The organism is Enterococcus durans (assembly GCF_002277935.1).
Lineage (GTDB): Bacteria > Bacillota > Bacilli > Lactobacillales > Enterococcaceae > Enterococcus_B > Enterococcus_B durans.
In genome coordinates this window covers 1,567,036-1,590,512 of the sequence record NZ_CP022930.1, presented here as the reverse complement: position 1 = coordinate 1,590,512, position 23,477 = coordinate 1,567,036, and the positions used below count along the sequence as shown (strand labels likewise).

The 23,477-nt window shown below is 38.4% G+C and carries 22 protein-coding genes; 3 read left to right on the top strand and 19 right to left on the bottom strand.

All coding sequences use genetic code 11. The features are described 5' to 3' along the window. Positions 1–7: 7 nt before the first annotated feature. The 14 genes from CJZ72_RS07550 to CJZ72_RS07480 all read right to left on the bottom strand — a co-directional run bounded on the left by CJZ72_RS07550 (position 8) and on the right by CJZ72_RS07480 (position 16,053). The gene (locus CJZ72_RS07550; RefSeq protein WP_081134571.1) at positions 8–211 is read right to left on the bottom strand and encodes a hypothetical protein; all 204 of its coding nucleotides are present in this window, start codon (positions 209–211) and stop codon (positions 8–10) included. Position 212: 1 nt separating this feature from the next. Further along, on the bottom strand, positions 213–1,760 hold the full coding sequence (locus tag CJZ72_RS07545; protein ID WP_081134572.1) for an immunoglobulin-like domain-containing protein: 1,548 nt from the start codon (positions 1,758–1,760) through the stop codon (positions 213–215). A gap of 144 nt (positions 1,761–1,904) precedes the next feature. Further along, positions 1,905–4,919, bottom strand: a complete 3,015-nt coding sequence (locus tag CJZ72_RS14500; RefSeq protein ID WP_198324532.1) for an LPXTG cell wall anchor domain-containing protein — start codon at positions 4,917–4,919, stop codon at positions 1,905–1,907. 79 nt (positions 4,920–4,998) lie between these two features. After that, a complete protein-coding gene (locus CJZ72_RS07530; RefSeq protein WP_005879291.1) occupies positions 4,999–5,199 on the bottom strand; it encodes a hypothetical protein in 201 nt (66 codons plus the stop codon). Positions 5,200–5,530: 331 nt separating this feature from the next. Then, positions 5,531–5,785: a hypothetical protein gene (locus CJZ72_RS07525; protein ID WP_005879293.1), complete on the bottom strand. Its 255-nt coding sequence runs from the start codon at positions 5,783–5,785 to the stop codon at positions 5,531–5,533. 129 nt (positions 5,786–5,914) lie between these two features. Next, the gene (gene rbsU, locus CJZ72_RS07520; RefSeq protein WP_081134574.1) at positions 5,915–6,802 is read right to left on the bottom strand and encodes a ribose/proton symporter RbsU; all 888 of its coding nucleotides are present in this window, start codon (positions 6,800–6,802) and stop codon (positions 5,915–5,917) included. Between the two features lie 21 nt (positions 6,803–6,823). Then, positions 6,824–7,219 carry a D-ribose pyranase gene (gene rbsD, locus CJZ72_RS07515; protein ID WP_095443730.1) on the bottom strand — a complete coding sequence of 132 codons (396 nt, stop codon included), beginning with the start codon at positions 7,217–7,219 and terminating at the stop codon, positions 6,824–6,826. Positions 7,220–7,237: 18 nt separating this feature from the next. Further along, positions 7,238–8,146, bottom strand: coding sequence for a ribokinase (rbsK, locus tag CJZ72_RS07510; protein ID WP_081134575.1), 909 nt, complete (start codon positions 8,144–8,146; stop codon positions 7,238–7,240). A 390-nt stretch (positions 8,147–8,536) separates the two neighbouring features. After that, the gene (gene manA / locus CJZ72_RS07505) at positions 8,537–9,487 is read right to left on the bottom strand and encodes a mannose-6-phosphate isomerase, class I (RefSeq protein ID WP_081134576.1); all 951 of its coding nucleotides are present in this window, start codon (positions 9,485–9,487) and stop codon (positions 8,537–8,539) included. A 38-nt stretch (positions 9,488–9,525) separates the two neighbouring features. Next, positions 9,526–10,551: a serine hydrolase domain-containing protein gene (locus tag CJZ72_RS07500; protein WP_081134577.1), complete on the bottom strand. Its 1,026-nt coding sequence runs from the start codon at positions 10,549–10,551 to the stop codon at positions 9,526–9,528. 188 nt (positions 10,552–10,739) lie between these two features. Then, entirely contained in the window at positions 10,740–11,588 is an 849-nt protein-coding gene (locus CJZ72_RS07495) for a VOC family protein (RefSeq protein ID WP_095444038.1), read from the bottom strand. A gap of 195 nt (positions 11,589–11,783) precedes the next feature. Further along, the gene (locus CJZ72_RS07490; protein ID WP_081134578.1) at positions 11,784–13,670 is read right to left on the bottom strand and encodes an ABC transporter ATP-binding protein; all 1,887 of its coding nucleotides are present in this window, start codon (positions 13,668–13,670) and stop codon (positions 11,784–11,786) included. Continuing rightward, the gene (locus CJZ72_RS07485) at positions 13,663–15,393 is read right to left on the bottom strand and encodes an ABC transporter ATP-binding protein (protein ID WP_005879310.1); all 1,731 of its coding nucleotides are present in this window, start codon (positions 15,391–15,393) and stop codon (positions 13,663–13,665) included. Before CJZ72_RS07485 ends, CJZ72_RS07490 begins: the two co-directional genes overlap by 8 nt. Before the next feature lie 15 nt (positions 15,394–15,408). Further along, positions 15,409–16,053: a TetR/AcrR family transcriptional regulator gene (locus CJZ72_RS07480; RefSeq protein ID WP_081134580.1), complete on the bottom strand. Its 645-nt coding sequence runs from the start codon at positions 16,051–16,053 to the stop codon at positions 15,409–15,411. Between the two features lie 222 nt (positions 16,054–16,275). Between CJZ72_RS07480 and CJZ72_RS07475 the strand changes: the two genes are divergently transcribed. Then, complete coding sequence (locus CJZ72_RS07475; protein ID WP_081134582.1) at positions 16,276–16,896, top strand: NAD(P)H-dependent oxidoreductase; 621 nt, start codon at positions 16,276–16,278, stop codon at positions 16,894–16,896. A 124-nt stretch (positions 16,897–17,020) separates the two neighbouring features. Here the strand turns inward: CJZ72_RS07475 and CJZ72_RS07470 are convergent, their stop codons facing one another. Both CJZ72_RS07470 and CJZ72_RS07465 read right to left on the bottom strand, forming a co-directional pair. Beyond that, the gene (locus tag CJZ72_RS07470; protein WP_081134584.1) at positions 17,021–18,178 is read right to left on the bottom strand and encodes an AI-2E family transporter; all 1,158 of its coding nucleotides are present in this window, start codon (positions 18,176–18,178) and stop codon (positions 17,021–17,023) included. Positions 18,179–18,186: 8 nt separating this feature from the next. Beyond that, entirely contained in the window at positions 18,187–18,540 is a 354-nt protein-coding gene (locus tag CJZ72_RS07465) for a PTS glucitol/sorbitol transporter subunit IIA (protein WP_005879320.1), read from the bottom strand. Between the two features lie 138 nt (positions 18,541–18,678). On the opposite strand from CJZ72_RS07465, the gene CJZ72_RS07460 reads away from it, so the two are divergent. Both CJZ72_RS07460 and CJZ72_RS14495 read left to right on the top strand, forming a co-directional pair. Continuing rightward, on the top strand, positions 18,679–19,701 hold the full coding sequence (locus CJZ72_RS07460; protein WP_081134586.1) for a lactonase family protein: 1,023 nt from the start codon (positions 18,679–18,681) through the stop codon (positions 19,699–19,701). 15 nt (positions 19,702–19,716) lie between these two features. Continuing rightward, the gene (locus CJZ72_RS14495; protein WP_095443729.1) at positions 19,717–19,878 is read left to right on the top strand and encodes a hypothetical protein; all 162 of its coding nucleotides are present in this window, start codon (positions 19,717–19,719) and stop codon (positions 19,876–19,878) included. A 353-nt stretch (positions 19,879–20,231) separates the two neighbouring features. On the opposite strand, the gene CJZ72_RS07450 is transcribed toward CJZ72_RS14495, so the two are convergent. From CJZ72_RS07450 to CJZ72_RS07440, 3 genes are all read right to left on the bottom strand, one after another. Then, positions 20,232–21,365: a cysteine desulfurase family protein gene (locus CJZ72_RS07450; protein WP_095443728.1), complete on the bottom strand. Its 1,134-nt coding sequence runs from the start codon at positions 21,363–21,365 to the stop codon at positions 20,232–20,234. 141 nt (positions 21,366–21,506) lie between these two features. Beyond that, positions 21,507–22,481, bottom strand: a complete 975-nt coding sequence (locus CJZ72_RS07445; protein WP_081134590.1) for a ribose-phosphate diphosphokinase — start codon at positions 22,479–22,481, stop codon at positions 21,507–21,509. Between the two features lie 78 nt (positions 22,482–22,559). After that, positions 22,560–23,411: a dihydrolipoamide dehydrogenase gene (locus CJZ72_RS07440; protein ID WP_081134592.1), complete on the bottom strand. Its 852-nt coding sequence runs from the start codon at positions 23,409–23,411 to the stop codon at positions 22,560–22,562. Between the last annotated feature and the right edge of the window lie 66 nt (positions 23,412–23,477).

The window sequence follows — 23,477 nt, the reverse complement described above, 5'->3', positions numbered from 1 at the left end:
CCTCCCCTTATATCGAAATCGTTGCTATCCAAGAACCTGCTGCGAGAATCACTGCACCGCCAACAATTTGAAAGATAGCTTGTTGCATTGCTGGGCCGTTATGTTCTTTGATCGATATGCCTAGTTGGATGATTCCCCACACAGTAAGTAAACTTCCAGAAGCAAGTATTCCTTTGGAAAACAATGCCATTGCCTGTTCAAAATAGTCCATCTCACTCCCCCGTTTCCATATTTTCTTCTGTTGCAAGAACCTTTAATTGATAACTGGTCGTTACACGTTCAAAAGAGTCTCTGACACTTAAATACACGAGATACGTGCCAGGTAAAGTACTATTGAATGTCCCGCTTACTTCTATTTCTGGAAGTAGCTTTTCTTCTTTGTCATGAACTGTGATCCCTGCTAATGGATCAAATGCTTCACCTACAACCATTTCTCGGTCCTTTACACCTAAAAAAACAGGTGGTTCATTAATTACAGTGATCACTCCGTATGCTTTCGAAGATTTTCCATTCGTATCCGTCACCTGAAGTAAAACACGGTATTCACCTAGTTCACTGGTCTTGACTTGACTCCATGAATCTTCATCTACCTCAACAGTTAGTTTTTTTTCGGAGTCTTCACGATCTGAAACAATCACCTGTGCCAAATAAGCTTCTTTCGATAGTTGTGAAAAAACATTCACTTTCATATCTGCTTGGATGATCTCAGGTGCCTCATTTGTTATGGTGACTTCAACTATTTTTTCCACTGCTAGCTTTCCATATTGATCCTTTACGTTGCCGATTTTAAAATAATAGATGCCTTCTTTATTTGGGATGAAATTAGTTTCAACAATATTGGTTTCATTCAATGGGATGTTTCCATCTTCCGCATCCGTTACTTCCACATAATTGAAGATGTTGAATGACTCATTGATCACCTGCTCGATTACGACAGGTGCTGAAATGATTGGCGCATCATTGACTACCCGTATTTCTGCATGGACCACATGTTGTGCACCATGTCGATCTTTCACCGTATAGATCACTTCGTACTCGCCTTCAACAGTTGTATCTAGATTTGTTTCAACGTGAATAGCGGAAGTTAGATCTCCTTCTTCGTTATCAGATGCGAAGACCCCTTTTCTTAAATCCAGTGGTTGACCTATTCGTTGAAACAAAAGCGGCTGTTCAACCATTATTTTTGGTAGGCTATTGATCATGATAGTGAATTCACTTGTCGTTACAAGTCCTTTAGAATCGGTGACTTGAATACACACCTGTTGTTCTCCAGGTATGGATGTATCCACATCGGTGTAACTGACGTTAGGAAACAGATCGCTCCCATGAATGATCGTGAAATGGTTAGAAGGCTCAAAGAAACTATGCTGTTCGACAACGAGGTAGGGCGAATGGAGGTTTAGTTTAGCTGCTTGCCACATTGTGGTGACAGAGTCATCTTTGTTATTGACTCTAGATTCGAGTGGCTGAGATAGCGGATTTGATCGCTCATTAATAGTACTTTCTGATTGAACAACTTTCTTTTTTTCTTTTACAAGCATCGTGGTCAAATGCTCAGTTGTATGCTCTAATTGTCGAATATCAGGCTTACTTTGCTCTGTTACTTGATCGATTGATGCAAAGTGTTCGATTACTGAAGAAACAGGATCCTGTTTTTCTTCTATCGTTTCGTTTTCCGTTGTCTCTTTTTTTGTCGTTGTTAAAACACCAGTAATTTGCTTTTCAACAGATTGTTCTTGGTGGTGCTTTGCATTGATCATGTGACAGCTTCCTAATCCGATTAACCATCCACACAGTGTACTGATAAAAATATAATAGTTCTTTCTTGTTGTTTTTTCAGATCGACTAGCTAAGAGCAACTTTTTCATTTATTGTCTAACACCCTTTCTTGGTCTCTTGAGCAATTAATTACTTTTCTTTCGTTGACCATAGATTCGACTACTAACCAAAGCAACGAGTCCAACTCCTATGAATGTGACTATCAATGATCTAGTATCACCAGTTTTAGGTAACATCGGTTGTTCTTTTTTAGGCTCTTTTACTTTTTTCATTTGGATTGTTTGCTCTTTGTTTGTCAAATCATCTTCACGAGCCACCTCATTCTTTTTTTCCTCTTCATAGTAAAAGATGTGGGTCGCTGTCAGCTGCTCCCCATCCTTCAATGCATTTGCTTTTAATTCAAGAAGTACTTTAAAGGTATCTTCTTTACTTTGCGCTGTGTAGGTAGATACATTTTCACTGATGACTTGACCATTTTTAGTATTTTTATATCGTGTGACCACTGTATACATATGACCGATCTCAAGCCCTTCTCCTTTTATCCAGACCATATCTTTCAAACGATTGGTTACTGTTGGATCGATTTCCTTTTTGCCATACGCATCAGTAAATAAGGAAGAAATCACTAATTCTTCACGCTCATTATAGGCTTCTAGAACGATCCATTCGCCATCTTTTTCTACAGTGATCGAAAAATCTAATGCCGCTTCTAAGGGGAGATACCCTTCAAGGGGTTCTGATTCTATAAATTTATACTTTCCATAAGGCAATGATTCTACTTCTATTTTTCCATCTTTATCTGTGGCATACTCACCCATCAATATTTCTTTCGTTTCCTCATCCTGCTCGATTTTATACAATTCAAATAGGACATTTTTTAAGGGGCGGTCATTTAATCGGTCACGTTTGATCACTATGATAGGTTGACGTGCTAGTCGATTCGGTACCTCTAATCGAATGAGTGGATTCGTCTCATTTTCAGTGATACTGAAAATGATGGGGTTCTCTAATGGTAGATATCCTTCTGGTGCCTTGATTTCATGAAGTTCGTAACGTTCATTTCCCCATGGTAAACTGTCAGTTGTCAGAACTTCTCCTTTTATATTCGTTTCAAAAATGGTTGTACTTTCAGTATCATTTGGTTTTTGCATAGAGACAAATGCCCCTTTACCATCATCTGCCCAAGTATCGAAGATTTTAAATTGCGCACCTGCATACGGAATCGCTTCTCCTGTATCCTCATCTACTTTGATGATATGTAACCGGGATTCAATGATTTTATCTTCTAAAAAGAAAAAATGTGTATAGCCATCTTCTGTAACAACTACCTCAAATGGTTCAATCAACAAATAACCATCTACCCCCTTTGTTTCTTCGACGATATAGCGATCGTAAGGGAGAGCCTCAAACTTAAAATACCCATTTTCTTGCGTCGTTTCCACATACTTCTTTCCTGTTGTTTGGGACGTTGCGGTTAATTCCACACCTGCCAGTGGTGGCTTGATCCCACGATCTTCTGTCAACAATTGATGTAAATTTTCCAGAACCGTACGTGGTATCAACGGACGAGATCCAAATTTATAGCCTTCGATATGCCCTTTGATGACACGATTTTTCACCGTTTTGCTATGGATAGCGACTGTTTCATTTTGCCCAGCATACGTGAGGTGTACGGTATACTTTGTGGGATCAAGAGTATAGCCTTTAGGAGCTTCGATTTCTTGTAGTGTATACATACCTAGTTTCAACGCTTTTATTTGCCCTTGGACGATTCCTTCCGTTTCTTCCATTGTTATTTGCCCCACAGTTTCTCCTTGGCCATTTGTTAATTCATAAACAGCGCCAATAAGCTGTGCCGCTCCTTGTGGGGTATTGCCAGTTTCTTCATCTTCTTTGATCACTCGTAGATTTGCTAGTTGCTCTTGGTTATCCTTGATGATAGTCGTTGTTTCATTTGCTTTGATCGTCATTGTGTGTGGTGTCGTATCCAAAATGTACCCATCTGGCGCTTTGATTTCTTGGATCGTCACTTTTGTATCTACTAACAACTCATTCCAAGTAGCGTAGCCATCGGCATTGGTCATGATTTCTTGTACTTGACCAGTTGAAGTCGCAAAACGAAAAACGGCACCTGCCAGTGGTTGCTTCGTAGTTTCATCTACTTTGCGAACACGGGCATTGCCGTTTTTCATGACATTTACAGTTAAACTTGTCTTCGTTAAATCATTTATTCTTCCTACCATCATATTTTGCGTATAAGGATGCTGGTAAATCAGTGGTATTCCACGGTAACTACTAGCAATGGCATAGTGAAAATCGATATTTCCGGATTTGTTTGCTTCCTTGGTCGCTGTGACCGTCAATTGATTTCCTTGCTTGTTTACCATAAGTCCTGGGGCTATAGCAGAAGGAGAGGATTCATAATTACTAAAAGACCCCGTCGTATCTAAAATCGTCTTGCTTTCGCCGACTTTCAATTCAACTATTTGGCGATCAAAACTTGGTTTGACAAAAAATTTATTGACGTTTGTCATCACACTTGCTTTAAATGTTTGATAGTCTGCCATCGTAAATACTCCCGAAATACTGGTCGGATAAATTCCTTGCTGTTCCCAAGCTAAAATTTGAGTCATCAATTCTTTTTGGAGTGTATGTCCAGTGACGATGATCCCATAATAGGTGATCAAGGAGATTTTCTTCAGTTGTTCAGTATTTTGCGGGGATACTGTGTATCCCCCATTATTTCCTATGCTAAGTGCTGCTCCTTGCTCGATGCATAGTGCAATCTCGCCATTTACTCGTTTCCCATACCAGCCATACTCGCGACCGCCATTGGATAAGTAAATATCGATATTTGCAATGTGTGCATTGGGATCTACATGTATGATTTGATTATCCCGAGTGTCTATTCTTCCGAACTTATCGTGAATCGAAGAGTGGATATAGTTGGAAGGAACTGTCGTATACAGTTTACCGTTTTCTTGTTGCATCAATTGGTTTTCCAGCAAAAAAGTTGTTTGCTGTTCTTTTTCATCTGTCATTTTTTCTAACGCTATAATTGAGGAACTTCCGAGAATGGAAGGAATCAGTAAACTAATCAGAATAAGCAATCGGAAACAAAACTGTCTATTTTTCTTCATTGAATCACTCCCGTTATCATTGATTGATAAGTTTGTTTTATAAATTAGGTTCCTTTAACTTGTGAAATTGCACTCTCACTTAACGAACTAGTCGGATCACATAGCCTTTTTTACACCGTTCATAGCGTAAGATCCCACTTTTTTGGACTTGATTGATCAGCTTTGCTTTACTACCCGTTGACCAACCTTCTTTATGAACAGATCGTTCATACTCAGATAAACTGATGGTCTTTCTTTTACCACTACGCATGAATGCTATCAACTGTTGTATTTCAGTCATATTCAACTTCCTTTTCAGCATTTTGGCATAGACACTTTTTGGATAAATGCCAACCTGACTATTTTAGGGAATAGACAACCTGTGACACGAATAAACCTTGAGAAAAACAAACGTAAGAAATCCTTCTTCAAACAAATAGCTATCACTAGCAATTATTTGCTCCATTTTCACCAAACATTTATAAGGACACATGATCTGCCAGTTTACCATCACTGACAGTACTGCCTTTTTAGTGAGCACCAACATGGATTGACAGTCAATCATCCACATCTCATCGTATCCAATACGAATGATGCTCTTTTTATGCAATTTTCAAAGAACAGACTAGGAATCACCAAGATTTCACTTTAAGCGGTCTCTCTGTGTACTGCAATGCTTGTGTCGGATTCATTCTTTTGGCAAAAATCATCCCTCCTGAAGACACGGCTGTTTTGATGTGCCGATAAAGTTTATAATCAGGCAGCTCCTGTTTTGTTTCACGATCAATAAAGTAACCATTACCTAAATTGGCCCAAGTAGAACCATTAAATAAACGGACAGTTAACGCTTTACTTCGAATGGCTTTTTTCGAACAGATCCTTAACACATATATCCCTCCTCACTCTATAGTTACGAATTAATTGAGATTCTTCCAAAAAAAAAAGAAAGAGTACACATCGCTTTGAACAAGCAACGTGCACTTTTCCTTCTTTTTAATGTGAATTTCTTTCTTCGATCAAATCAATACAGTAATAGTAGCTGCTGCTAAAATCAACACGAGACCAATAACTGTAATTGTCATTTCTTTTTTCGTTTTCTTTTGTCCTAAGAACCAAATACCCGTTAAAGTAGCTAATACAACAGATGTTTGGGATAGAATAAAGCCAGTAGCTAAACCATTCATATCAGGTTGTGCAGAGATAAGATAAGTCAATGCAGCAAAGGCAAAGAAGAAACCAGAAAAGATATGTTTATAAGAAACTACTTCGGTAAACGCTGATTTTTCGTTCCCTTTGAAACTTAAAACTGCTGTATAGACTACTGCGACTAGCACCATTCCGATTGCTTGTGGTAAGAAGGCATGCATCCCGTCAATCGAAGTTGCTTGAGGCGCAGCTGAGTAAGCCCAATAACCAATTTCCCCTACAGCTAACAATAGAACTGCTTTTTTCAACAAATTGCTGTTTTCTTTATCTTTCTTTTCTGACCATACTGTCATCCAAGCACCTAAAATGATCAATACTAAAGCAAATGCACCAAGTAATTTTGCTGTAGTTCCTGGCCAGTTACCTAACGCAAACACACCCCATAAAGATGCACCTAGCAATTGAAAGGCGGTTGTGATCGGCATTGCACGAGAAGAACCAATCAATGTGAATGACTGGAAGGTGATGATTTGTGCCGTTGCCCAGCCGACACCTGATAAGATCGAAAAGACTAAATCCATTCCTGTAGGTAAGCCGATTCCTTTTATTACTGCAAAAACGATTGCAAAAATCAGTGTTCCTATAGTAGAGCCTAAAATTTGGTTGACTGGACGACCGCCAAGCTTAGAAGCAATCGTCGGGTATAACCCCCAACCTAACAGAGGTCCTAATCCAATTAAAAGTGCTGTCGCATTCATTCTATATCCTCCTTATTTGTTTTAAAATACAACGCCGCTTTCAAGAATGATATTCGCATACGGTGTCATTTCCCCTGTGCGAATAAATGCATGGCAATTATTTAGATCTGCCTTCATTTCACTATGCGGAATAAACGTAATCGGCGTTTCTGGTAATCGTTCTTTGATTTCTGATAATACTTGAGGGTTTTCTGATTTGATTTCTTCTGCCAAGTAAATGCGCTGAACTTCTAATTCTTCTAAAACATTATTCAGTACTTGCATAAAACTTGGAATACCATTATCCACAGCTAGATCGATCTTTTCAGTAGTCATTGGTACAGGCATTCCTGCATCGCCAATACTCAACTTATCAAAATGACCCATTTGTGCGACAACTCGAGAAATATCTGAATTGATTACTTTTGACTTTTTCATACTAAAAACATCCTTTCTTTAATCCAATTCATTTTTATAAGGAATCGATGGTTGTGCGCCAAAACGTTGAACAGTAAGTGAAGAAGCTTTATTTCCATAACGAATTGCCTCTTCCAAATTACTAAAATCTTTTGCCAATAGACTACTCATTGCACCAATGAATGTATCACCAGCTGCCGTTGTATCTACGGCGTTTACTTTAAACGCTTTAACGATACCATTTTTTCCATCTTTTAGCGCGTAAAAAGCTCCTTTGCTTCCAATCGTGATGATCACGACTTCTATTCCTAACGCATGAAGTTTGGATGCTGCTTCTTGTAGACTTGCTTCGTCGCTGATCGTCACACCAGTTAAAATCTCTGTTTCTGTTTCATTCGGTATGATCATATCTGTTACTTTTAGTAATTCTTCTGGTACATTTTCTAATGCCGGTGCTGGATTCAAAATCGTTTTGACTCCTGCCTTCTTCGCAATCTTGAAAGCTTCAATCGTACTTTCTATAGCGCTTTCAAATTGAGCAATGATAAAATCGCTCTTTTCGATGATTGCTTGGCTTTTTCTAACTTGTTCTGGGGTAAACGCGTTGTTTGCGCCTGCATGAATCATGATACTATTTTCACCTTGATCGTCAACGATGATATAGGCTTGACCAGTCGCTTGGTTTTCTAATGTAGCCACACCAGTTAAATCGATTTCTTCTTGGCTTAATAGCTCACTCATTGTTTTTCCAGCTTCATCCGTTCCCACTGCTCCAATAAAATAAGTATCTGCTTCAGAACGTCTAGCGGCTACAGCTTGATTTGCTCCTTTTCCTCCACCTGCTGAAAAAGTTTCTCTTGTATGGATCGTTTCTCCAGGTTTAGGCATATGTTTTACTCGAATCGTACGGTCTAGATTGATACTACCGATAACTGTTACAGTGTTCATTTTCACCACTCCATTTACATTATAAATTAGTTCAAACACTCTTTTAACAACAATTAAAACGTTTTAACTTTACAAAAAGAATATACCACAGATTGAAAGTGATTTCAAGAACTCTGCTACTAAGTGTGATTTTTCGTAATTTTCTGACATAAACATACGATGAAAAGAGCGTGAGGCAAAAGTAGGGAATACTTTTGCTTCACGCTCTAACAAGAATAAACAGTGGCGCAGAAACAACACTTACGAGAAATAAACTGAAATTCACAAAAAGTTGAAAGCCTGTGAATCTCTACTGATTTCTCGGAGTGAAATATCTCTGGTCCGACTACTTGCTTCTATACGGTTTTTTCAAAGAAAAGAACATTTTTATCACTGTTACTTTTGCACGAATTATTTCCCTGGTTCAGAGGCAATGATTGTTAGTTCTCCTTGAACAGTCCATTCGTTGATCTCGTTCGGTAGAATGAAGCTTGTTCCTTTTTCTAACAGGTATGTCTGATTATCCACGATCAATTCCCCAGCGCCATCGATTACTGTCGCCAATGTATAAGGTGCTTGTTTTTTGAAGGAAGTGATCCCTTTGATATCCCATTCATACACATTGAAAAACTCAGTTTCTAAGTAAGTAACAATAGAAGATTGTCCTTTTCGAACTTCTTTGATTTGTAATTCTGGTGTTTTTGCAGGTACAGTAGTCACATCGATCGATTGTTGGATGTGTAGCTCCCGTTTCTGACCGCTTGCATCTTTTCTATCATAGTCATACACACGATAAGTCGTGTCTGAACTTTGTTGTGTTTCTAAAATCATGATTCCTTTGCCGATTGCATGGATCGTTCCACTAGGAACATAGAAAAAGTCACCTTTTTTGACGGGAACTTTTTTCAACAAATCGTCCCAGCGGCCTTCTTTGATCATTTCAGCCAATTCTTCTCTGGTCTTCGCATGATGCCCATAAATGATCTCAGCACCTGGCTCAGCATCTATGATGTACCAGCATTCTGTTTTTCCTAGTTCTCCTTCATGTTTCATTCCATAGGCATCATCTGGATGGACTTGTACAGAAAGTTCATCTTCAGCATCCAATATTTTGATTAACAATGGGAAAACTGGTTCCGTTGGATGACCAAATAACTCCTTATGTTCTTTCCATAGATCATCTAATTTTTGACCTTTGAATTCGCCATTTTCTACAACGCTAACGCCATGTGGATGTGCGCTGATTGCCCAATCTTCCCCGATTTTGTCATTAGGGATATCAAAACCAAATACGGATTTCAGCCGGCTACCTCCCCAGATTTTTTCTTGAAAGACTGGTTTTAAAAACATAGGTTCTTGCATCATTATAACTCCTCTCGATTTTCATGATTATTATAGCATTATTTGTTTAATAACGCTTTCTCTTTCAAAAAATTTTCAACGATCTCATCGCGACATTCAATATACGCCTCACGATGGTCTTCTGGATGGACACGATTGGATAAAAAGATGAACGCTGTTTGATTGATCAAGTCAATCAATAAAAATGTACCCGTATAACCAGTATGAAAGAGAATTGGATGATAATCGGTCACATCTCTTTTCAAATCCCATCCCAATGATCGATTTCCATTTTGAAGTGGTGTTTGATCTTGCAAAAGCTCTTGGATCGTTCTTTCTTCTAAAAACTGACCATTCGCAGTTTTCCCTTTATCCAGATACATTTTGACAAATTTGATGCTATCTTCTAAATCGATAAATAAACCCGCATTGCCTGCATGTTCTGCTAAGACCCTTGCTTTTGGATCATGTGTGATCCCCCGCAAGACTTCTCCTGATGCCAATTGTTGCGTTGGTACGATTCGTTTGGATGGATAGGGTAAAAAGAGGCTATTCATCATCCCTAATGGTTCCAACACTTGTTCTTGGAACAATTCTGTTGCTGGTTCTTGAAAAATCTCTTCCAACATGAACCCTAACAAGATCGTGCCTGCATCAGTGTATTTCACAGCCTTTCCTAACTGATCTCCTGGTTGAAGTTTAAGGTAAGCAGCAATCAACTCTTCTTGTGAAAGTTGATCACGATCAGGAATCCACGTTTGGATATCAGACGTATGGGTCAATAAGTGCCGGATCGTGATCGTTTGATTGTCAAAAGCTGGTAAATAATCTGCAAGCGGACGATCCAACTCAATTTTTCCATCTTCCCACAAACGCAAGACCAAACTAGTTGTCGCAATCACTTTTGTCAAAGATGCTGCATCAAAAAGCAAGTCTTCTTCCATAGGCTGGATCTCCGGGACAACCTGAGCGTTTCCAGCAAAGAAACGTTCAACTTCATTTTTTCGGATGAATGCGCCAACGACACCAGGATAATAGCCTTCTTCTAATTTTTTTAAAATCAATTGTTTTGTTTCTGGATACATGTTCCTCTCCCTTTCTTTCGAAGGATACTCTTTCGTTCCATGCCCAAAGCATATAGCTTTCTTTCAGGAGAAGCAAGATTTTTCCAATATTTTAGACTTTTATGCTAAAAACCAAGGATGAAAAATATAAATAAAAAACTCCTACGTATGACATATCAATACGCTAGGAGCAACTTTCACACGCTAATTTATTTTTTTTCTTCTTTAGAATCTGTCACAAACCACCATTCGATTCCGATTGCATCATAGATGGTCAATACTGTGTGCTTTTTATCTAAGAAGAAATCAACTGAATATTCTTTTAAATGTTGGACAAGTTCTTCCATATTCTCTTGGCTGATCACAAACTTCAAAAAGTCTAAGCCAATCACTTCGTGGGTCGGAAGTTGGATTGCTTCACTCGTTGCTTCAGTCAGACCAACATGGAAGTCCCCTTCATTTAAAACATACCATTCGTTTTTTTCATTATGGACTTTTAAACCAAGTAAGCTTTCAAGAAACTTACGTTCTTTGGCACTATCGATTACGTTTAAGTGGATTTTTTCAAAATAAGAGCCTGCTGATAATTTTTCATACTTTTCTTCAGATTTTCGCAACAACGATTCTTGATCCAAATTTTCTGGATCTGCAGACTTCTCTACTGTTCCATCTTCGTGATAGATCTCTAATTCATTACCTTCTGGATCTTTTAATAAGATACCCATACGGCCTTGGTCTTCTAATGCTTTTTCAATTACGTAATTCGTCTTGCGGATACGGCATAGAATATCTGCCATTTCTTCTACACTTGGAATAATCAATGAGAAGCGGTTGAGCTTTTTGATCTCCCCGAAGTGATCATCTGCTCTGGGGCTTTCTTCAAGCAATAGCATTTCACTGTCACGCTCTTCCGTTCCTAGAATAGCTAGTTCGTTTTCTTCCCGTTTCAAATCAAAGCCAATTGTATTCTTATAAAAATCAATCATTTTATCTCGGTCTTTCACCCGGATTGCCACGCTTTTCAAATAGGTAGCAGACCCCAATTTAAAATCTTTCATCATTCTTGCTCCCCTCTACGTCAAGCTTTATTTTAACGATGGTTCCCATTTCTTTCAAGCGATAAATAGATTTTTATAAAAAAAAATGTGAGAATTCTCGCTTTTTCATATAATTTTAATAAAATAGTGAAAAAACGATAGTTATAAAAAATAAAACGCACGAAACAATCTATGTCTCGTGCGTTAATTTTCAACTTATGAAGCTTCTTCCTCTGAAAATTGACTATTATACAAATCAGCATAAAAACCATCTTTTTCCATCAAAGTATCATGATTACCTGTTTCAACGATCGAACCATGATTCATAACGATAATGTTATCTGCATCACGAATCGTTGACAGACGGTGAGCTACCACAAAACTTGTTCGGTTTTCTAATAAACGATTCATCGCTTTTTGAATCAAGATCTCAGTTCGTGTATCTACACTAGAGGTAGCTTCATCAAGGATCAAGACATCTGGATTAGCAAGGAATGCTCGCGCAATCGTAATCAATTGTCTTTGACCTTGAGAAATGTTGCTGGCATCTTCGTTTAATACTGTATTATAGCCTTCTGGTAATTTGCGAACAAAGTCATCGACATGGGCTGCCTTAGCAGCTTCGATTACTTGTTCATCTGTTGCATCTTCGTTCCCATACTTGATATTGTCATAGATCGTCCCTGTGAATAACCAAGTATCTTGAAGTACCATAGAGAACTGTGCACGTAAGACATCTCGTGAAAGATCTCTCGTGTCAACACCATCGTAACGAATGCTTCCGCCCGAAACATCATAGAATCGTTCTAACAGGTTGATCAAGGTGGTTTTCCCTGCCCCTGTAGGTCCTACGATAGCAACCATTTCTCCCGGTTTTACATCTAAACTGAAATCAGTCATCAATAAACTATCTGGAGAATAGCCAAATTGTACATTTTCAAAACGTACTTTGTAAGGTGTATCTTTTTCTACTGGCAATCCTGATTTTTCCTCTGTCATCTCTGCTTCATCTAAGACTTCAAAAACACGTTCTGCAGAAGCAACTGTTGATTGGATCGTATTCATCAAACTTGCTAGCTGCGTGATTGGTTGTGAAAATTGTGTCGTATATTGCAAGAAGGCTTGAACATCACCAAGGGACATATTCCCATTCGCAACTTTGACACCCCCAAGAACAGCAACAAATACATACCCCAAGTTTTTAACAAAGTTCATCAAAGGCATGATGATTGCTGAAATGAACTGAGCTTTCCAACCTGCCGCGTATAGTTTTTGATTTTCTTCTTCAAAGACTTCTTGGTCTTTTGCTGTATGGTTAAATGTTTTAACGATCGTATGTCCACTATACGTTTCTTCTACCTGATTATTTAAAAGTCCTAGACTCTTTTGTTGATCAGCAAAGAATATTTGTGATTTTGGCGCAATGATCATGACGATGATCAAACTTAAAGGAATCATCAATAATGCTACCAACGTTAACTGCCAACTGATAGAAAGCATCATGACGATAACCCCGATCAATGTGACGGCACTCGTTACAAATTGCGTCAAGTTTTGTTGAAGCGTACTTGCAATGTTATCCATGTCATTGATAGCTCTAGACATGATGTCCCCATTTGTATGTGTATCATAGTAAGAAATAGGTACTCGGTTCATTTTTGCTTCTAGATCATGTCGTAGTTCATACACTGTTCGTTGTGAAACTCTAGTCATGATAAATTGTTGTAAAAAGTTGAATACCGCAGAAATCAAATACATTAAGATAACTGTCGCAATGATTTGTGCAATTTTATCAAAATCAATCGGAAATTTTGATATCTGTTGGCCTGCTTGCATCTGTTTAGCACCTGCCATGACACCATTGAATATTTCCGTTGTCGCTTTCCCTAATACTTTAGGTGTTTGGATTTGGAAGATTACAGCTGCAATCGCCAACACAAAAACGGCAATGATCGCAACTAAACGTTTGGACATATACCCAAATAATCGTCTAACTGTTCCCCAAAAATTCTTAGGTTTTTCTCCTTTAACGCCAATGTTGCGTCCAGGTCCATGTCCGCCACCCATTGGTCCACGAGAAGGTTTCGTATTTTCTTTACTCATGTAGATCCTCCTCTCTCAATTGCGAATGAACGATCTCTTGATACGTTTCATTTGTTTTAAGTAGTTCATCATGTGTTCCTTTACCGACTAATTTTCCTTCATCTAATACTAAGATCGTATCAGCGTCCATAACAGTACTTACACGTTGAGCAACTAATACCGTAATGCTTTGTGTCATATTTTGTTTCAATGCTTGACGAAGATTTGCATCTGTTTTAAAGTCTAAAGCTGAAAATGAATCATCGAAGACATAGACATCTGCTGGTTTGACTAAAGCCCGTGCAATAGCCAGTCGTTGTCTTTGACCACCAGAGAAGTTCCCGCCACCTTGTTCTACGTGGCTATCTAACCCATCTTCTAATTCTGAGACAAATTCTTTCGCTTGAGCAATTTCTAATGCTTTCCAAATCATTTCATCCGTTGCATCTGCTTTACCATATTGCATATTTTCTCTGATCGTTCCAGAAAAGAGCATCGCTTTTTGCGGAACAAAGCCCATCAATTCTCTCAAGTTGTATTGTGTCACTTCACTGATACTTGTTCCATTGATCTTGATGGCACCAGATTCAATATCATACAAGCGTGGGATAAGATTGACTAAAGTCGTTTTCCCTGAACCAGTACCTCCAATGATTGCAACGATCTCCCCAGATTTGGCAGAAAAATCAATATCTTCTAAGGCTAATTTCTCCGCCCCATGATAGCGATAATTGACATGCTCAAAAGCAAGTGTGGCATTTTTTCCTGCAAGAGCCAATTTTTTAGGATCTTTAGGGTCATTGATCCCTACTTCTTCATCTAGTACTTCATTGATACGATCAGCAGATGCTTGTGCTCTAGGCACCATGATAAAAATGGCTGACAGCATCATGAAGCTAATCAAAATCTGCATCGCATATGTCATGAATGCAATTAGGTTCCCTACTTCTAAAGTCATATCTGCTATGTAGTGACCACCAAACCAGGTAATTGCTACATTTGTACCACTCATGATCAATGTCATCATCGGCATCATCAATGCAACGATCGTATTTACTTTAATCGCTGTATTCGTATAATCTTTATTCGCTAAATCAAAACGATTTTCTTCAAATCGTGTTTTATCAAAGGCACGAATAACACGTACGCCTGTCAGTCCTTCACGAAATACCAAGTTCAAGCGGTCTGTCTTTTTCTGCATACTCTTGAACAATGGAACAGCAAAAAACATGATCCCACCAATCAAAACGATCATGACAGGGATAACAACTAAGAAAATTTTCGTTAATTCATGGTCTTTTTGATAAGCTAAGAAACTTGCACCCACCAATGTAATCGGTGCATTGATCATCATTCTTAGAAACATTTGCGTAACCATTTGGATCTGGGTCACATCATTGGTTGTTCGTGTAATCAAAGAAGCTGTTCCATATTTATCAAAGGCGTCTTTGGTCAAGCTTTCTGATTTTTTATAAACATCTGTACGTAATTGTTTTCCTAATTTCTGTGATTCTCGTGTTGCAAAATAGGTATTTGCAATTGCCGCAAAAATACTGATCAAAGAAAAGCCGATCATAACAAAACCAGTCTGCCAGATATAATCGACATCTCCTTTTGCTACCCCTTTATCAATAATATTAGAGGTCAGTGTCGGCAAGTAAAGATCTGCGAAGACTTGGATAACCATAAATATCGTAGCAGCAATCGCCGAAGTCAATGATATCCGTTTAAAAACTTTTAGCATGTAGTACCCTTCTTTCTATTTATACACTCCATTTTTCAACCAAGACAATTTCAATTTGAATTCTTCGATTGCTTGTTCAACAGAGTAATCTTTGGATTTTGAGAATGTTTTATAAGAATGAGCGATTGTCGTAAAAAATGTACTCATCACTACTTGGATCAATAATTCCATCTCATGGTCATTTTTGATTTTTAGTGTAGTGCGATCGATCAACTCAACCAGTTCTTTCGCATCTTGTTTATGCTCTTCATGGGGATGATGCTGATCCCCTCTAGCATGGGGCACCACTTTACGGGAAGCACGATAATCCATATTCATGAACAAATTTCGATAAAAAGCAGCATTTTCTCCCACTAAGATATCGCGGATCATCTTTGTAAAATACAATTCGAATCCCTTGAACAAATCACCATCGGCTTCTTTCATCAATTGGATCATGTCTCTAGAACTATCACGTCGCACTGTTTCAAAGTAATAGAAATAAAGATCTTCTTTGTCCTCAAAATATTGATAAAAACTACCGCGAGGGATTTCAGCTATCTTCACGATATTAGCGATAGAAGCATCTTTTAACGGGACTCTTGAGAACTCAACTCTTGCTGCTTCTAATAGTCGTTTCTTTTTTTCTTCAGGTAAATGAAAAAAAGTCTGCTTAGGCATAGGTAGCCTCCTTCCTTCTAAAAATGACACACTGTCATATGACACTATGTCATTATAACACCAGGTAATTGTTTTGCAAGTGATTTGCATGATTTTTTTCATGAAAACAACTGTTTTTTTTATTTGAAATGGAACCTTTATAAAAAAGCTTGATAGCCTTTTCTCCTTCAAGTAAACTTATTTTGTTAGCCACATAACAACAATTATAAAAGGAGAGATATTATGGCATCAGTATTAGTAGTAAAAGGTCACCCTTTAACTGCACAAGAATCTCGTTCAGTTAAAGCATTATCTGCTTTTTTAGATAGTTACAAAGAAAGTCATCCGGACGATGAGGTTACCGTCCTAGAACTTTACCGTGATGATATCCCAGAAATCGATGAAGAATTGCTTTCAGGTTGGGAAGCGCTTCGTGCAGGTGCTGAATTCTCTACTTTATCCGAAAGCCAACAACACAAAATTGCTCGTTTCAATGAATTGACGGATCAATTTCTTGCTTCAGATAAAATCGTTATCGCCAATGCTTTATGGAATTTGAATATTCCTACAAAACTAAAAGCTTGGTTCGATACTGTCAATGTAGCTGGTAAAACGTTCCGCTACACTGAAAATGGTCCAGAAGGATTAGTTTCTGGTAAAAAAGCATTGCATATCCAATCAAACGGTGGAGTTTACAATGGTCAAGACTTTGCTTCACAATATGTCAAAGGGATTTTGAACTTTGTCGGTATCGATCAAGTCGATCAATTATTTATTGAAGGTATCGACTATGCGCCTGATCGTGCTGAAGAATTGATGCAATCAGCTTTGGATAAAGCCACAGAATTTGGTAAAACATTCTAAATCGATCAGCAAAAAAATTTTTTAAAAGAAAAAAGATTCAAAAATAGGAATTTCTGAACCGATCTCTAAAAAGTTAGCGGACTAGCTTTTAAAGATCATTACAGCCTATTTTTGAATCTTTTTTTTATAACTCGTTGTTTTTTTCTTCATATAAACTAGAAATAGTAGTGTACCATTCGAAGACATGTGAAATGATCACTTTCGCAGCAGCATATACCGGAATCCCTAAAATCACACCGATGATCCCAAATAATTTACCAGAAGTCAGCAACACCAGTAAGATGGTGACAGGATGAATTGCTAGCTGATTTCCTAGAACAAGCGGAGAAATCAAACGCCCTTCGATTGTTTGCTCCAAAGCAAAGACGATCAGCACTTTCACTAACATCACTGGCCCTGCAACGATTGCTAAAAACACTGCTGGAATCATTGCTAAGAATGATCCTAGATAAGGAATAAGGTTTAAAAATCCTGCGACTATCCCTAGAGTAACTGCATAATCCAAACCAATAATCGCAAAACCGATCATAAACATGATTGCTACAGCAAACGCAACAGTTAATTGCCCACGGATATAAGAAGACACTTGGTCATTCATTTCCCCTAAAACTTTTAATGTTGGTTTCCGCATACGAGTTGGCAAGAATTTAACAAAATACGGTGCAAGTTGTTTCCCATCCTTCAATAGATAGAAGAGAATAAATGGCATCGTCAACACAGCAACCAAGACCGTCGCTACAGCCCCGACAAAACTACCCAAACTTTGAACGGTACTTTTAGAGATATCTTGTAACATATCTCCAGCTGAACTTACGAACTTTTCTCCCGCAGATTCCAATTGATCTCTAAACTGATTAAATAGCGGGTCCCTTAAAATCTCCGTCAATTTATTATCGATCGTATCTACATATTTAGGAAAATTACCGACAAAACTGACTGTTTGCTCTTGGATTTTAGGAATGATAACCACTGATCCCCAAACGATCAAAGCCACAACGAGAACAAATAATCCAATGATACTGTAGATTCGCGGTATTCGTTGTTTCTCTAAATAATCAACCACTGGATTCATCAAATAGTACAAAATACCCGCTAAAATAATCGGCAAGCCAACGATCGCTAAAAACTGCCAGATTGGTTCAAATAAATAGGATACTTTCGTAAATAGAAAAACGATAAGTAAGACTAAAAGCACCACTAGTAATGACGTCACGACCTGATTATTCAAGAACCAACGCCAGAACCAAGAAATAGGTCTTGATTTTTTATTTTTTTCTTCCATTTTTCCACCTACCTGTATTTAATCTCTGTACCTACATGGAGTTCAGGAAGTTGATGTGGTGATAAATAGATACCATTTGCAATACCACTGTCTTCCGTATGACTCTCAAAAATCAACGTAACGTGTCCAACAGAAGTCAAATTTTCATTCGCCATCGTTCCCACATAATCGATTGTATATTCTTGCTGATCAAAAGAGATCATTCCACCTTTCTTCAATTGAAAGGCTTCTTTTGAACTGATTTCTTGAATAATTGAATAATTCCGCAAGGCAGATGTCGCTGTTTGATCGAATAGAATCAAGATCGGTTCTTGATCGCTCACTGCTTTGGCGCCAATTTCTTTTATCGTTGCATGAATCATAACATTCTCTCCCTCACTACAAAAAATTTCTTTGCGTACAAAACAAGTATAACATATTCTCTTTGTTTAACCGCCATGAATAGTTATGTGCTAAAATAAAAAAAGAAACCTATTTCATAAAATTTCAGGAGGGATAAAATGATGGAAAAAATCATTTTAGGGACATATACAAGACGTGTCAGTGAAGGAATTTATACAATCAATCTGGATAACGAAAAGGGTGAATTGACAGGTCTAGAATTAGCAACGAAAGAAAATAGCCCTACTTATTTGTCGAAAAGCAAAGCTGGTAATCTTTACACTGTCACAAGTATCGATGGACTAGGCGGAGCTGGTGCATACGATCGTGAATTTCAGTTTTTGAATGCGGTAACAGAATCAGGAGCTCCTTTGTGCTATGTAGCCGTTGATGAAACAAGACAGCTTGTTTACGGCGCAAATTACCACAAAGGTGAAGTAAATGTTTACCGTATTCTTGAGAATGGTGGATTAGAAGCTACAGATGCAGTGTTTCATCAAGAAGAAACTGGTCCGCACAAAAATCAAGACCATGCTCATGTCCACTACACAGACTTGACGCCTGATAATCGATTAGTTGTTTGTGATCTGGGAACAGATCGTGTCTATACGTACGATGTGTCAAAAGAAGGAAAATTGACTGCTGTGGCTGAATTCGTTGCAGAACCCGGAACTGGCCCACGTCATCTTGTTTTTCATCCCACAAATCAAAAGATTGCTTATTTATTTGGCGAATTAGATAGTACGGTCCGCGTACTACAATATGATGCAGCACACGGAAGCTTTACTGAAAAACAAAAAATCAGTACTTTACCCGAAGATTTCCAAGGAGAAAACGGTGGCGCTGCGATCCGTATCTCTAAAGATGGCAATTATGTCTATGCTTCAAATCGTGGGCATAATTCAATTGCGGTGTTTGCTGTTTCGCCTGATGAGTACACCTTAGAAAACATTCAAATCATTTCAACTGAAGGGGATTTTCCAAGAGATTTTGCACTGGATCCAGAGAATAACTATCTAGTATGTGCAAACCAAAACACGGATAATCTTACTCTTTATTCTCGTGATGCAGCTACTGGTTTACTGTCAGTACGCCAAAAAGATATTTATGCGCCAGAATGTGTCTGCGTTTATTTTGACTGATCATGGAGGAACGAAATGGATAAAGAAGAAGTTTTAGATCGTCTACGAGAAGACTTGGAGATTCCTTTCTTTCAAGGAAAAATTGAGGACAAAGTCTATAGTGAAGAAGACTATCAGAAAATAAAAAATGATTTGATCAAGTATTTTGATGATTATGTGAGAAATGTGGAAAATTAAAAAAGCGTGTTGATTTGAGTCACACTGAATCAAAACCATAATTAAAACGAACGAGGATGGTCCTTTTTACTGCTTGGGGCCATCCTTGTTTTGAATTCAAGATATCCCACATACGTTCCTTGTTCGTCCTTCATTTCGTGTAGTTTTTTATCCTTGAGCAATACTAAAAACTACAAGCCCGTTGTCATTGAGAACTTCTACAACATTCGCCGTTTGTTCATTTGATTTCTTTCAATAGCAAGCACTAGAAATAGCCCCTGTGAAAATAAGAAGACAACCACAGAAATCGAACAGTAGATTCTCGTGGTTGTCTTCTTATTTTTCAGAGTTGGATACTTTTTCGAACACGCTTTTTACTTGATAGCACCGACTAGTTGCTGAGTAAATTTTTGAATGTCTTCTTTCGTGTTGCCATAACCAAAGCTGATCCGAATCGATTCTTTCAAGATTGGTGTGTCTTTTCCATACATTGCTTCTAATACATGGGAAGGTTCGATATTCCCCGCTGTACAAGCTGAACCAGTGGAAATAGCGATACCGTTAAGGTCTAATTTCATTAACAGCAAATCATTTACGACCCCTGGCAAACGAAGGTTCAGCACGTGAGGCAATTTATTTTCTAGGTCCCCGTTTACTTGAACATCAATCCCTTGTTTTTCTAATTCCTCTAAAATCATTTGTTGGAATCCCGCATATTTTTCACTTCTCGCTTCACGTTCTTCAACCGTTAGAAGTTCCGCTGCTTTTGCCATTCCCCAGATTCCAGCAAGATTTTCTGTTCCAGCACGGCGTTTTTCTTCTTGTTCACCACCTAGAAGCATTGCGGGAATATTGACCCCATCTTTCTTATATAAAAAGCCGACTCCTTTAGGTCCATTGATTTTATGCGCTGAAACGCTTAGTAGATCAATACCTAGATCTTTGGGATGGATCGTTTGGTTACCATAAGCTTGGACTGCATCGGTATGGAAATAAGCAGGATGCTCGCGCAGTCTTTCTCCTATTTCCTTGATTGGCATCAAGTTCCCGATCTCATTGTTCCCGTACATGATCGAAACTAGGATCGTATCTTCTCTTAAGGCTTGTTCAAAGTCTTCCAATGAAATATTTCCTTTTTCATCTACAGGTAAATATGTAACCTCAAATCCTTTTGTTTCTAAATACTTCATCGCATTCAAAACTGCAGGATGTTCGATGGCTGTAGTGATCAGGTGCTTGCCTTCCGCTTTTCTTGAAAAAGCTGTTTCTAGGATTGCCGTATTATCTCCTTCTGTTCCACCGCTGTTAAAAATGATTTCATGGTCATTCACCTGCAAAGTATCCGCAATGATTTGTCTAGCGGTCTCTAATTTTTCGTGCGCCAAGCGACCAAAGCCATGGATACTTGACGGATTTCCGAATGTTTCTTGCATGATCATAGTCATTTCAGTGATTACTTGTGGATGCATCGGTGTGGTCGCCGCATGATCCAAATAAATTTTTTCCAACTTTTTTCATCCCTTCCAGATATAACTAGGCACATTCTAGCACAGAATATCAAAGTTACCAAAAATAAAAAATAAATTCGCTCAACTGCTTACTAAGTAGAAGCTAGTTGGGCGAATTTCTATTTGTCCTATCGCTAACGATTAATCAAACTCTTTTTCTTCTAGACGGAACAATGGACTCATTGGTGTATTTTCGTGGATACGTTTTACCGCTTCTCCCATCAATTCAGAGCATGTAACGATCGTCAAGTTTTCTGGATGACGATCTTCAGTTGTGAAGACAGAATCAGTGATACAAATATCTTTGATTGGCGCTTCATCTAAGATTTGTTTCGCAGGAACAGATAATAATCCATGAGATGCACAAGCATAAACATCTTTCGCACCATTTTCTTTCAATACATTCGCTGCACGGGCAAATGTCGCACCAGTATTAAGGATATCATCTACCATGATGCATGTTTTTCCTTGTACGTTCCCGATCACATAACCGCTATTCACATCAGCATCATCTGCGTGGTCTACGATTGCCAGTGTACTATCCAGATATTCAGAAAGGCTTCTAGCACGTTGGACACCACTATTTTTTGGTGAAACAACAACAATATCATCCCCCGTCAAACCAAGTTGACGATAATAATGAGCAAACAAAGGCATTGTAAATAAATTATCAACAGGGATATCGAAAAATCCTTGTACTTGGACAGTGTGCAGATCCAAAGTCAACACACGAGTTGCACCAGCTTCTTCAATTAGATTAGCAATCAATTTCGCTGTGATTGGTTCGTGTGGTTTTGCTGTGCGGTCTTGTCTTGCATACCCATAATAAGGTAGTACGACATTGATCGTTTTGGCGCTTGCACGTTTCATCGCATCGATCATGATCAATAATTCGAGATAGTGATCATTTACAGGCGCATTGGTTGACTGTACGATGTACACATGATCGCCACGGATACTTTCTTCAATATTGATCGAAATTTCACCATCACTAAATTGTTTTACGACACTTTTTCCTAGTTCTGTCCCAAAGACCTTCGCAATTTTTTCTGCTAATGGACGATTCCCATTCAAACTAAAGATTTTCAACGTGTCATCCTGATACTTTTTACTCATGTAGTCCTCCCCAAACTTCTCTATTCTTCGATAGTTTAACATACTTTGCCAACATTTTCTGGTAATTTCTGCAAATAATTACGGAAGGGAGACTGTTCCATTCCCCCAACTTGCAGGAATTATTCGTTGATAATCTCCCCAATTATCGTGGACTTTATAAAAACGTTCACCAGAGACAGATTCATAATACGCATATGCTGTCACCCAATGATTGCCATAAGGACTGCCAAGTATTTTCAAAATCCCAACCATCACTGGTTTTCCTTGACGAATTCTTTTGGTGGCCCGCTGCCAAGAACCAATGATCGTATTTCTAGCAGAAAAAGGATTGTCTGTTTTTTTCAAAAATCTCGATAGCCCACCACTTACTTGAAGTGGAATGGTCGGTAATCCTAAAGGCTGGATTATTTTTTTCAATTCACTGCTGAGGGGCTCATCTATCGGTGATCCTTTTTTTCGAATCTCTTCAGGAAGTGATAACTCATCGCGAAAGTCTTGATAATAAGCAAGTAAAACAGCTGCTGCATAAGTTCCGCAAAGATAGCCCGAAGGTGTGCGCCATTTTTTATAAGAAGCGAAACGTTTTGCAGGTAACCCCACCCAACAATCGAGCAGATATGCTTTGCCTTTTTTTGTTCGATTCCATTCCAGTGCTTTTTCTAGCAAATCATTTTCTTCAGAAAAACAACTTGTCTTTTCTGCCATCGCAGTAAAAATGGTCGAATGCCCAATAGCATCAACGTACGTATCTTCTGTCGGGCAATACTCTACTGGCTTTCCAGTCTGATCAACAATAATATAGCTTTCATTCTGAAAGATCATGGCTAGATACACCTGTCCCTGATCCGTGAGCAAATTTTCTGTCGCCGCTACGCTCTTTGCTTCACCATCTATTATAAGATACGCAGATCGTTCGACTTTATTTTTCAAGCTCAATCACCTCCGTTTCTTTCATTATAAGGGAAATAGGGGCAAAAACAAATCAGTTTGACTAGG